The sequence below is a fragment of the Marinobacter sp. THAF197a genome, from assembly GCF_009363275.1.
In the GTDB taxonomy this organism is placed as follows: Bacteria; Pseudomonadota; Gammaproteobacteria; order Pseudomonadales; family Oleiphilaceae; genus Marinobacter.
The window spans coordinates 3,188,856-3,200,441 of the sequence record NZ_CP045324.1 but is presented as its reverse complement, the minus strand read 5'-3'; the positions used below and the strand labels follow the sequence as shown (position 1 = coordinate 3,200,441).

Below are 11,586 nucleotides of genomic sequence, written 5' to 3'. Positions count from 1 at the left end.
ATCGGCGAAAATACGCGCCTTCTTTTTAAGCAGTTTTTGCAGCTTGAATTCTTTTCCTGAAAAACACTGGAGAATAGTCAATGTCGTCCCGTAAAGATCTCGCCAACGCCATTCGCGCGCTGAGCATGGATGCGGTTCAGAAAGCCAAGTCCGGCCACCCGGGTGCGCCCATGGGTATGGCGGATATCGCCGAGGTACTGTGGAACGATTACCTCAGCCACAACCCGGCCAACCCTCAGTGGGCCAACCGTGACCGTTTTGTGCTGTCTAACGGCCATGGTTCCATGCTGCAGTATTCGCTGCTGCACCTGAGTGGGTACGACGTTTCCATTGACGACATCAAGAACTTCCGCCAGCTGCACTCCAAAACCCCGGGCCACCCGGAATACGGCTATACGCCGGGCATCGAGACCACCACTGGCCCGCTGGGGCAGGGCATTGCCAATGCCGTTGGTTTCGCGCTGGCCGAGAAATCCCTGGCGGCGCAGTTCAACCGCCCGGGCCACGAGATTGTTGATCACTACACCTACGCCTTCCTGGGCGATGGCTGCCTGATGGAAGGCATCTCCCACGAAGTCGCCTCCCTGGCCGGTACTTTGGGCCTGGGTAAACTGGTGTTCTTCTACGACGACAACGGCATTTCCATTGATGGTGAAGTAGAGGGCTGGTTCACCGACGACACGCCCAAGCGTTTCGAATCCTACGGCTGGCAGGTTATCCCGAATGTGGATGGCCACGATGCCGATGCCATTCGTGCGGCCATCGACGCGGCCCGCGCGAATACCGATCAGCCCACCATCATCTGCTGCAAAACCATCATCGGCTTTGGTTCCCCCAATAAACAGGGCAAGGAAGATTGCCACGGCGCCCCGCTGGGTGACGATGAAATCGCCCTGACCCGGGAAGCGCTGGGCTGGCAGCACGGTCCGTTCGACGTTCCGTCTGAAATTTACGCAGCCTGGGATGCCAAAGAAAAAGGCGCGGCTGCCCAGAAAGCGTGGGAAGAGAAATTCGCCGCCTACGAAAAAGCCGAGTCGGAACTGGCCGCTGAGTTCAAGCGCCGCATGGCCGGCGAGCTGCCGGCAGACTTCTCTGAGAAAGCTCAGGCCTACATTCAGGAATGCCAGGACAAGGGCGACACCATCGCTTCCCGTAAGGCATCCCAGAACACCCTGAACGCCTATGGCCCGCTGCTGCCGGAACTGATGGGCGGCTCCGCCGACCTGGCCGGTTCCAACCTGACCATCTGGTCTGGCTGCAAAGGCGTGACCAAAGACGACGCCTCCGGTAACTACATCTATTACGGTGTACGTGAGTTCGGAATGGCCGCCATTATGAACGGCATCGCCCTGCACGGCGGTTTTGTCCCCTACGGCGCCACCTTCCTGATCTTCATGGAATACTGCCGCAACGCGGTACGCATGGCGGCTCTGATGAAGCAGCGCTCCATCTTTGTCTTCACCCATGACTCCATCGGTCTGGGCGAAGACGGCCCCACGCACCAGCCCATCGAGCAGATGGCCAGCCTGCGCACCACCCCGAACATGAGCATGTGGCGCCCGGCCGACACCGTGGAATCTGCGGTAGCCTGGAAAGCCGCCCTCGAGCGCAATGACGGCCCCACCGCCATGGTGTTCTCCCGTCAGAACCTGCCGCACCAGCAGCGTGACGCGGAGCAGCTGGCCAACGTTGCCAAGGGTGGCTATGTGCTGTCTGACAGCGAAGGCACCCCGGAGCTGATCCTGATTGCCACCGGTTCTGAAGTGGCCCTGGCCCAGGACGTTGCCGCCAAGCTGCGCGAGCAGGGCAAGGCCGTGCGCGTGGTGTCCATGCCGTCTACCGATGTGTTTGATGCCCAGAGCGCCGAGTACAAGCAACAGGTGCTGCCGCTGGAAGTCACCAACCGCATCGCCATCGAAGCCGGCATTGCCGACTACTGGTACAAGTATGTGGGCCTGGACGGCCGGGTTGTGGGCATGACCACCTTCGGTGAGTCTGCACCGGCCGGCGAGTTGTTCAAGGAATTCGGCTTTACCGTCGACAACATCCTGGAAGTGGCTGACGAGCTCCTGGACGCCTGATGACCAACTCAACGCCGTTTCGCATCGCCATCAACGGGTACGGCCGCATAGGCCAGTGCGTGTTGCGGGCACTCTATGAAAACGGCTATCGCGACCATCTGCAGGTGGTCGCGATCAACGAGTTGTCGGATATCGACACCATTGCTCATCTCACCAAATACGACTCCACCCACGGGCGGTTTCACGGTGAGGTGGCGGTGGATGGCGATAATCTGGTGGTCAATGGCGATCGCATCCGGGTGCTGCGCCACCCGGACCCGAGTGACCTGCCCTGGCGTTTGCTGGACGTAGACCTGGTGCTGGAATGCTCCGGCGCCTACTCCGACCGCGCCACAGCGGAGAAACACATTGAGGCGGGCGCCCAACGCCTGCTGTTTTCCCAGCCTGGCGAATCCGATGTCGACCGCACCGTGGTGTTCGGGATCAACGACGACCAGCTGAATGTTGAGGATGTGATTGTGGCGGCGGGTTCCTGCACCACCAACTGTCTGGTACCGGTGATCAAGGTACTGGACGACGCCTTCGGCGTAGAGCAGGGCAGTACCACTACTATCCACGCCGCCATGAACGACCAGCCGGTGATCGATGCCTACCACCACCAGGACCTGCGCCGCACCCGCAGCGCGCTTCATAATATCGTCCCGGTAGATACAGGCCTGGCCCGTGGCATAGAGCGTTTGTTACCCCATATGGAGGGTCGCTTCAGCTCGGTTGCCATGCGCGTGCCAACACTCAATGTCTCTGCTATAGACATGGTGGTGAATGTACGCGAGGCCACCGATGTAACAGCGGTCAACCAGCTATTGCAGAACGCCGCAAAGGGTGGCCTGAAAGGCATACTCGGTTACACCGACGAACTGCTGGCCAGTTCCGACTTCAACCACGACGCCCATTCCGGCGTGGTAGACGGCGGCCAGACCCGAGTCACCGGCGGCACCATGGTGAAAGTACTCTGCTGGTTCGACAACGAATGGGGCTTCGCCAACCGGATGCTGGATGTCAGCAAGGTCTGGCTTGAGAAAACTGATTGATGAGCCACGGACCACGCGGACGAACACGGACAAATACAAAGCTCTTTTATCTTCTCGTCCGTGCAAGTCTGTGTCGTCCGTGGCAATAACGTTCTAACCTGTAGAAATGGAACTGTAACTATGGCCATCAAAAAAATGACTGACCTGAACCTCGCCGGCAAGCGGGTTCTGATTCGTGAAGACCTCAACGTCCCGGTCAAAAACGGCAAAGTCTCCAGCGACGCCCGCATCCGCGCCTCGCTGCCGACCATCCAAGCCGCCAAAGACGCCGGCGCCAAAGTCATGCTGATGTCCCACCTGGGCCGCCCGGAAGAAGGCGTATACGACGAAGCCTCCTCCATGAAGCCGGTTGCTGAGCACCTGAGCACACTGCTGGGCCAGGAAGTGCGCCTGATCAAAGACTACCTCGACGGCGTTGAAGTCGCCGACGGCGAAGTGGTGCTGTTCGAAAACGTTCGCTTCAACAAAGGCGAAAAGAAAGACAACGAAGACCTGGCCAAACAATACGCCGCCCTGTGCGACGTCTACGTGATGGACGCCTTCGGCACCGCCCACCGCGCCCAGGCTTCTACCCACGGCGTTGCCAAATTCGCCCACGAAGCTTGCGCCGGCCCGCTGCTGGCGGCCGAACTGGAAGCCCTCGGCAAAGCCCTCGACAACCCGGCCAAGCCAGTGGTTGCCATCGTGGGTGGCTCCAAAGTTTCCACCAAACTGGACGTTCTCAACGCCCTGGAAAAAGTGTGTGACCAGATCATCGTCGGCGGCGGCATCGCCAACACCTTCCTGGCCGCCGCTGGCCACCCGGTCGGCAAATCCCTGTGCGAACACGACCTGGTCGACACCGCCAAAGACATCGCCAGCCGCGTGGAAATCCCGCTGCCGGTTGATGTAGTGGTCGCCAGCGAATTCGCCGAAACCGCCACCGCAACCGTCAAGAACATCTCCGACGTCAGCGACGACGACATGATCCTCGACGTAGGCCCGGAAACCGCTGGCCAGTTCGCCAACCTGCTCAAGAGCGCCAAAACCATCCTGTGGAACGGCCCGGTTGGCGTGTTCGAATTCGACCAGTTCGGCAACGGCACCAAAGCATTGGCTGAAGCCATCGCCGAAAGCGACGCCTTCTCCCTGGCAGGCGGCGGCGACACCGTCGCAGCCGTTGACAAATACGGCATAGCTGACAAGATCTCCTACATCTCAACCGGCGGCGGCGCGTTCCTGGAATTCGTGGAAGGCAAAACCCTGCCGGCGGTTGCCGTGTTGGAAGAGCGCGGAGCGTAATCAACAAAGCGATTCTGAGAGAAACCCGCACAGGGCCAGAATCGCAAGGAGGGTGGGGTAGGTCTTTCGCGGAATTTCGAAGGCCAGGGATGGCCTGAGAGAAGCGCACATGGGTGAGGCAAGCGTTTATGAAGCGGAGCTTCATGCGCAGCCGAACGACAGCAATCTATGATTGCTGGCCGGACCCGCCCGCGGGTGCTCGTAGCGGTTCCGCGAAAGACCTACCCCACCCTCCGCAGCAGACTCAAAAGTCTGAAACGAACAGAATTCAAACCTCAAAAAGTCAACGAAGGAGACAACCCATGGCCCTGATATCGCTGCGGCAACTTCTGGACCACGCCGCCGAGCATGGTTACGGTGTGCCAGCCTTTAACGTAAACAACCTCGAACAAATGCGCGCCATCATGGAAGCCGCCGACAAAACCGACTCCCCGGTGATTGTCCAGGCCTCCGCCGGTGCCCGCAAATACGCCGGTGCCCCGTTCCTGCGCCACCTCATCCTGGCCGCCATCGAAGAATGGCCGCACATCCCGGTGGTTATGCACCAGGACCACGGCACCAGCCCCTCCGTGTGCCAGCGCTCCATCCAGCTCGGCTTCAGCTCCGTCATGATGGACGGCTCCCTGGGTGAAGACGGCAAAACCCCGACCAGCTACGAATACAACGTAGACGTCACCCGCCGCACCGTCGAAATGGCCCACGCCTGTGGCGTGTCCGTAGAAGGCGAACTGGGCTGCCTGGGCTCCCTCGAAACCGGCCAGGCCGGTGAAGAAGACGGCATTGGCGCAGAAGGTACCCTGGACCACGACCAGATGCTGACCGACCCGGAAGAAGCTGCAGATTTCGTCAAGAAGACTCACGTGGATGCACTGGCCATCGCCATCGGCACCAGCCACGGTGCCTACAAGTTCACCCGTCCGCCGACCGGTGACATCCTGGCCATCGAGCAAATCAAAGCCATCCACAAGCGCATTCCAGATACCCACCTGGTCATGCACGGCTCAAGCTCCGTACCCCAGGAGTGGCTGAAGGTGATCAACGAATTCGGTGGTGAGATCCCGGAAACCTACGGTGTACCGGTGGAAGAAATCGTCGAAGGCATCAAGCACGGTGTTCGCAAGGTCAACATCGACACCGACCTGCGTCTCGCCAGTACCGGTGCTGTTCGTCGTTTCATGGCCCAGAACCCGGCCGAATTCGACCCGCGTAAATTCCTCAAGGCCACCATGGTCGCCATGACCGATATCTGCGTAGCCCGCTACGAAGCGTTCGGCTGTGCCGGCCAGGCCAGTAAGATCAAGCCTCTGAACCTCGAGCAAATGTTCGAGCGGTATGAGGCTGGCGAGCTGGACCCTAAGGTTAAGTAAGCTGCACAAGAAAGCCCCCGCGAGTCGGGGGCTTTTTTCTGGGGTTGGTGAAAACCACCCGATGATGGTTCAGGTTGTGCCAATTCAGCCCCGCAAGCCTCCCACCAGCTTGTCGATGCTGTCCTTGGCATCCCCGAACAACATACGGGCGTTGTCCTTGAAGAACAGCGGGTTCTCCACCCCGGAATAACCAGTGGCCATGCCCCGCTTGAGAATAACCACCTGGTGGGCTTTCCAGACCTCCAGCACCGGCATGCCGGCAATCGGGCTGCCCGGGTCTTCGGCGGCGGCCGGGTTCACCGTGTCGTTGGCGCCGATCACCAGTACCACGTCGGTATCCGGGAAGTCGTCGTTGATCTCGTCCATTTCCAGCACGATGTCATAGGGCACGTGGGCCTCGGCCAGTAACACGTTCATATGCCCCGGCAGGCGGCCGGCTACCGGGTGGATGCCGAAGCGCACGTTCACGCCCCGGTCCCGAAGGATCTTGGTCATTTCGCTGACGCCATTCTGGGCCTGGGCCACCGCCATGCCATAACCGGGCACGATGATCACCGACTGGGCGTTGCGCAGTTCCTCACAGACGTCATCGACACTGGATTCATGCACGGTCTGGTCACCATCCGCGGTCGCCGAACTGCTGCTGGTCTGGCCGAAGCCACCAAGAATCACGCTGATGAACGAGCGGTTCATGGCCTTGCACATGATGTAGCTGAGAATGGCACCGCTACTGCCCACCAGGGCACCCACAACAATCAGCAGGTCGTTGCCCAGCATGAAACCGATGGAAGCGGCTGCCCACCCGGAGTAGCTGTTGAGCATGGACACCACCACCGGCATGTCGGCGCCGCCGATGGCCATGATCAGGTGGATGCCGAGGACTGAGGCAATGGCGGTCATCAGAATGAGGGCGACGATGCCGAGGGCCATGCTCTCGGTACCGAGGAACCATGCCCCGAGGAACACGCAGACAATGATCGCTGCCAGGTTCATCAGGTGCCGGCCGGGCAGGGTCAGCGCCTTGCTGTCGATCCGGCCGTCCAGTTTCCCGCAGGCCACCAGTGAGCCGGTGAAGGTGATGGCACCGATGAAAATGCCCACATATATCTCCACCAGCTTGATGGTGTGCTCGGTATCGGAGGTGGCAATCAACGGCTCGATGTAGCCTGAAAAGCCCACCAGCACCGCGGCCAAACCCACGAAGCTGTGGAGCAGAGCCACCAGCTGCGGCATCTGGGTCATTTCCACCTTGTTGGCGATGGGAATACCAATGCCAACACCAAGCAGCACCGCAATAACAATGGCGTTGATACCGCCGTCCACGCTGGCCAGGGTCGCCCCGACCGCGATGATGATGCCGGCAACGCCGTACAGGTTACCGCGCCGTGCCGATTCCTGGTGGCTGAGACCACCCAGGCTGAGGATGAAACAGATACTTGCGACCACGTAGGCCACGCTCACCAGTCCGGTACTCATATCGGGCGTCTCCTACTTGCGGAACATTTTGAGCATGCGATGGGTGACCCGGAAGCCGCCGCCCACGTTGATGCTGGCAATCAGCACCGCGACAAACGCCATGATCCCGACGGCAATATTCTCCGCCTGGGCCAGATGCAGAATGGCGCCGATCACGATGATGCCGCTGATGGCATTGGTGACGCTCATCAGGGGTGTATGCAGGGAAGGCGTAACGTTCCATATCACCTGCCAGCCAATGAAGCAGGCCAGCACAAACACGGTGAAGTGTTGCAGGAAGCTTTCCGGCGCGTGGGCACCGACTCCGTAGAGTGCCAGTGCGGTGACCACGAACAGCACACTCTTACCGATCACGCTGCGGCGGTCGGCCTTCTTTTTGGCGGCGGCTTTTGCTTCGGCTGAAGGCTCTTCGGTGCCCGGTGCCGGTTTGGGGCTGACCGGCGATTCCGGTTTTGGCGGTGGCCAGGTGATGTCGTCCTCGTGCACTACCGTCAGGCCACGGATGACTTCGTCTTCCATGTTCACCACCGGCTGGCCGTTCTTTTCCGGTGTCAGCTCGGTGAGCAGGTGCACCAGGTTGGTGGCATACAGGTCACTGGCCACCTTGGCCATCCGGCTTGGCAGGTCGGTGTAGCCGATCAGGGTGACGCCATGATGATGGGCTACCTTGCCGGGCTCAGTGAGTTCGCAGTTACCACCCCGCTCGGAGGCCAGATCCACGATCACGCTGCCGGGTTTCATGGATTTCACCATGTCGGCGGTGATCAGCTTCGGTGCCGGTTTGCCGGGAATCAGGGCGGTGGTGATGATGATATCCACCTCTTCCGCCTGCTCTGCAAATAGCGCCATCTCCGCCTTGATGAACTCGTCGCTCATCTGCTTGGCGTAACCGCCGCTGCCGCTGCCATCCTCGTTTTCAAAGTCCAGCACCAGGAACTCGGCCCCCATGCTCTCGACCTGTTCCTTCACTTCCAGACGGGTGTCGAAAGCCCGCACGATTGCACCCATGCTGTTGGCGGCGCCGATCGCGGCGAGACCCGCCACCCCGGCACCGATTACCATGATTTTCGCCGGTGGCACCTTGCCCGCGGCAGTGACCTGGCCGGTAAAGAAGCGCCCGAAGTGGTTCGCCGCCTCAATCACCGCCCGATAGCCGGCGATGTTGGCCATGGCGCTGAGCGCGTCCATCTTCTGGGCGCGACTGATGCGGGGCAGGCTATCGATGGCAAAAGATGTAATTTTTCTGGCGGCCAGCTTCTCGAGCAGTGCCGGATTCTGGGCCGGCCAGAGGTAGCTGACCAGAAACGCGCCTTCTTTCATCAAGTCTGCTTCGTGCTTGCCCAGTGCCGCGTTTTCCATGGGCGCCCGGACTTTCAGGATAAAATCAGACTCTTTCCACAGCATGCTGGTGTCAGCGGCGATGGCAGCGCCCACTTTTTCATAGGCGGCGTCGGAGTAGTTCGCCGCCTCGCCGGCGCCACCTTCGACGACCACGTCGTAACCCAGGCCGATCAGTTTGTGAACCGAGGGTGGCGTCGCGGCCACCCGCCGCTCGTCCTCAAAGATTTCCTTGGGGATACCGATTTTCATTATTGGTTTGCCTCCGGATTTCCCGATCAATCAGATGTCTGGATACCTACATACTAGTGCAGGTTGTCAGATTCGCTCGCCTGGCTACTCCCGAACAAGGGCTCGGGCTTTCCTGATGATCCGGAGCGGGTTCGTAGCTGTACCGGGGATTAGTTGCGTTTTGGCCTGGATGGCCAATACTTGAAGGCATGGTCTTGCCGATGTTGGCCAAGGATGCCTACCAATGAAGCTGTTTCACTGCGGCCGATGCGCCAATCTGCTCTATTTCGAAAACAGTCGTTGTACCAGATGCGAGGCGGACCTGGGCTTCGCTCCGGATGTTATGGACTTGCTGGCAATCGAGCCAGCAGGTAATGCCACTTGGGCGAGTGTCGCCAGTGGTGACCTCTATCGGCTGTGTGGCAACTATCAGAATCAGCGGGCCTGTAATTGGCTGATCCCCAAAAACGACCCCCACACCTACTGCGTTGCCTGCCGGCTGAATCGCACCATCCCTGACCTGAGTGTCCAGAAAAACAGCGACCTCTGGCGGCGTCTGGAAAAAGAGAAGCGGCGCCTCGTGTATTCAGTGTTACGTCTCCAGTTGCCCTGCGAACCCCGGAATGAAGATCAGTTCGGGCTGGCGTTTGATTTTCTCGCCGATCAGCCGGCGATGTTTGACGAGCGCTCCAAGGTGGCAACCGGGCATGCAAATGGCGTGATCACCATAAACATTGCCGAAGCAGACCCGGTGGAGCGGGAGCGGATGCGTAACCAGATGGCCGAGCCCTATCGCACTGTTTTAGGGCATTTTCGTCACGAATCCGGTCATTATTACTGGGATTTGCTGGTTCGGTCCGGGCCATGGCTTGGGCCAGTTCGGGAAATGTTTGGTGATGACACCAGGGACTACAGGCAGGCGATGGACGAGCATTACCAGTACGGCCCGCCAATTGACTGGCAAAGCCGGTACATCAGCGCCTATGCCAGCAGTCATGCCTGGGAAGACTGGGCGGAGACCTGGGCACACTACCTGCATATGGTGGATACACTGGAAACCGCCTGGCAGTTCGGGATGCGGGTGAACGCTCCACAGAGCCCCATGGTGAGCAGCGAACCGGCTCCCGAGTTTGATCCCTACCAGGCCGGCGATTTCGATGCACTGATCAGGCACTGGTTGCCCCTGACGCTTGCGCTCAACAGCCTTAACCGAAGCATGGGGCATGACGATGCCTACCCCTTCGTGCTCGCAGCTCCGGTGGTGGAAAAACTTCGCCTGGTACACCGAATAGTTCACGGTGGTTAATGAAAGGACATCAAATGAAGAAGAATAAATCGATTGACTGGAAAAACTACGACCCAAACGACTTCTATGATGAGCTGATCGCCGCCAAAGGGAAGCCCAGGCGCGCAGCCACGGCGATTACCGACTACCTGGGCAATCTTGACTCCGAGGAGATTCAGGCGCGCCAGCAGGCGGCCGAACTGGCGATACTGGAGACGGGGATCAGCTTCACCATCTACAGTGAGGGCGAGAATATTGACCGGGCCTGGCCTTTTGACATCATTCCCCGGGTGATCTCGCTCCGCGAGTGGGAAACCATCGAGCAGGGTCTTGCGCAGCGCCTGACGGCCCTCAACATGTTCATCAACGACATCTACAACGACCAGAACATCGTCAAGGACAAGGTGATCCCCAAGTACGTGTTCGCCAACTCCAAGAACTTCCGCGAGCAATGCCGGGGTTTTACGCCGCCATTGGGGGTATGGGCCCATATCTGCGGATCTGACCTGGTGCGGGATAAAGACGGCAAAGTGTATGTTCTTGAGGATAACCTGCGGGTTCCCTCGGGCGTCTCCTACATGCTGGAGAACCGGCAGTTGACCAAACGGGTGTTCCCGGAGCTGTTCGACAACACCAGCATCCTGCCGGTGGATGACTACACCAACCAGCTTTTCGACATGCTGGCTTCAATCTCGCCCCGGCCCCAGGATCACCCGAAGATTGCGGTGCTCACGCCGGGCATTTTCAACTCCGCCTATTTCGAGCACTCCTTCCTGGCCCAGCGCATGGGCGCGGAGCTGGTGGAGGGGGCTGACCTGGTGGTTGGCGAAGACGACTGTGTTTATATGCGAACGGTCGAGGGGCTGGAACGTGTGGATGTGATCTACCGGCGCATTGATGACGATTTCCTGGACCCGGAGGAGTTCCGGGCGGATTCCACGCTCGGAGTGCCAGGCCTGATGCGGGCCTGGCGCAATGGCAAGGTTGGCCTGGCCAATGCGCCCGGTGCCGGTGTGGCCGACGACAAGGTCATTTACGCCTTTGTGCCGGACATGATCCGCTACTACCTGGATGAGGAGCCGATCATCCCGAACGTGCCCACCTATATGTGTGTGAATAAGCAGGACCAGGAGTATGTGCTCGAACACCTCGACGAGCTGGTGGTGAAACCGGCGAACGAGTCCGGCGGCTACGGCATGCTGGTGGGGCCGCACTCCACCAAGAAACAGCGCGCCGAGTTTGCCCGCTTGATCAAGAAGAACCCACGCAACTACATCGCGCAACCCACACTGAGCCTGTCTGTGGCCCCAACCCTGTGTGATGAGGGCCTGGCGCCCCGGCACCTGGACCTACGGCCCTTTGTACTGCAGGGCGTAAGAACATACGTAACGGCCGGAGGGCTTACACGGGTGGCGATGCGCAAAGGCTCCCTGGTGGTGAATTCTTCCCAGGGCGGAGGAAGCAAGGATACCTGGATCGTGGACGAGGAGAACTGA

The 11,586-nt window shown here is 59.7% G+C and carries 8 protein-coding genes; 6 read left to right on the top strand and 2 right to left on the bottom strand.

The genetic code is table 11. The features are described 5' to 3' along the window. Nucleotides 1–80 precede the first annotated feature (80 nt). The 4 genes from tkt (at nucleotide 81) to fba (ending at nucleotide 5,760) form a co-directional block, all read left to right on the top strand. The gene (tkt, locus tag FIV08_RS14860) at nucleotides 81–2,081 is read left to right on the top strand and encodes a transketolase (RefSeq protein WP_152438903.1); all 2,001 of its coding nucleotides are present in this window, start codon (nucleotides 81–83) and stop codon (nucleotides 2,079–2,081) included. Further along, a complete protein-coding gene (gap, locus tag FIV08_RS14855) occupies nucleotides 2,081–3,112 on the top strand; it encodes a type I glyceraldehyde-3-phosphate dehydrogenase (RefSeq protein ID WP_152438902.1) in 1,032 nt (343 codons plus the stop codon). Before tkt ends, gap begins: the two co-directional genes overlap by 1 nt. Before the next feature lie 120 nt (nucleotides 3,113–3,232). Further along, the gene (locus FIV08_RS14850; protein ID WP_152438901.1) at nucleotides 3,233–4,393 is read left to right on the top strand and encodes a phosphoglycerate kinase; all 1,161 of its coding nucleotides are present in this window, start codon (nucleotides 3,233–3,235) and stop codon (nucleotides 4,391–4,393) included. Nucleotides 4,394–4,695: 302 nt separating this feature from the next. Continuing rightward, entirely contained in the window at nucleotides 4,696–5,760 is a 1,065-nt protein-coding gene (gene fba / locus FIV08_RS14845; protein ID WP_138435297.1) for a class II fructose-bisphosphate aldolase, read from the top strand. 84 nt (nucleotides 5,761–5,844) lie between these two features. Here the strand turns inward: fba and pntB are convergent, their stop codons facing one another. Then, a complete protein-coding gene (gene pntB / locus FIV08_RS14840; protein WP_152438900.1) occupies nucleotides 5,845–7,236 on the bottom strand; it encodes a Re/Si-specific NAD(P)(+) transhydrogenase subunit beta in 1,392 nt (463 codons plus the stop codon). A gap of 12 nt (nucleotides 7,237–7,248) precedes the next feature. Beyond that, nucleotides 7,249–8,826, bottom strand: coding sequence for a Re/Si-specific NAD(P)(+) transhydrogenase subunit alpha (locus tag FIV08_RS14835; protein WP_152438899.1), 1,578 nt, complete (start codon nucleotides 8,824–8,826; stop codon nucleotides 7,249–7,251). A gap of 223 nt (nucleotides 8,827–9,049) precedes the next feature. Between FIV08_RS14835 and FIV08_RS14830 the strand changes: the two genes are divergently transcribed. Together FIV08_RS14830 and FIV08_RS14825 are read left to right on the top strand one after the other, a co-directional pair. Further along, a complete protein-coding gene (locus FIV08_RS14830; RefSeq protein WP_152438898.1) occupies nucleotides 9,050–10,111 on the top strand; it encodes a zinc-binding metallopeptidase family protein in 1,062 nt (353 codons plus the stop codon). A 14-nt stretch (nucleotides 10,112–10,125) separates the two neighbouring features. Further along, on the top strand, nucleotides 10,126–11,586 hold the full coding sequence (locus tag FIV08_RS14825; protein WP_152438897.1) for a circularly permuted type 2 ATP-grasp protein: 1,461 nt from the start codon (nucleotides 10,126–10,128) through the stop codon (nucleotides 11,584–11,586).

What these genes read in the sequence shown, in the direction of transcription:
- tkt (WP_152438903.1), top strand. Translation starts at nt 81, where the DNA reads ATGTCGTCCCGTAAAGATCTCGCCAACGCCATTCGCGCGCTGAGCATG.
- gap (WP_152438902.1), top strand. Translation starts at nt 2,081, where the DNA reads ATGACCAACTCAACGCCGTTTCGCATCGCCATCAACGGGTACGGCCGC.
- FIV08_RS14850 (WP_152438901.1), top strand. Translation starts at nt 3,233, where the DNA reads ATGGCCATCAAAAAAATGACTGACCTGAACCTCGCCGGCAAGCGGGTT.
- fba (WP_138435297.1), top strand. Translation starts at nt 4,696, where the DNA reads ATGGCCCTGATATCGCTGCGGCAACTTCTGGACCACGCCGCCGAGCAT.
- pntB (WP_152438900.1), bottom strand. Translation starts at nt 7,236, where the DNA reads ATGAGTACCGGACTGGTGAGCGTGGCCTACGTGGTCGCAAGTATCTGT.
- FIV08_RS14835 (WP_152438899.1), bottom strand. Translation starts at nt 8,826, where the DNA reads ATGAAAATCGGTATCCCCAAGGAAATCTTTGAGGACGAGCGGCGGGTG.
- FIV08_RS14830 (WP_152438898.1), top strand. Translation starts at nt 9,050, where the DNA reads ATGAAGCTGTTTCACTGCGGCCGATGCGCCAATCTGCTCTATTTCGAA.
- FIV08_RS14825 (WP_152438897.1), top strand. Translation starts at nt 10,126, where the DNA reads ATGAAGAAGAATAAATCGATTGACTGGAAAAACTACGACCCAAACGAC.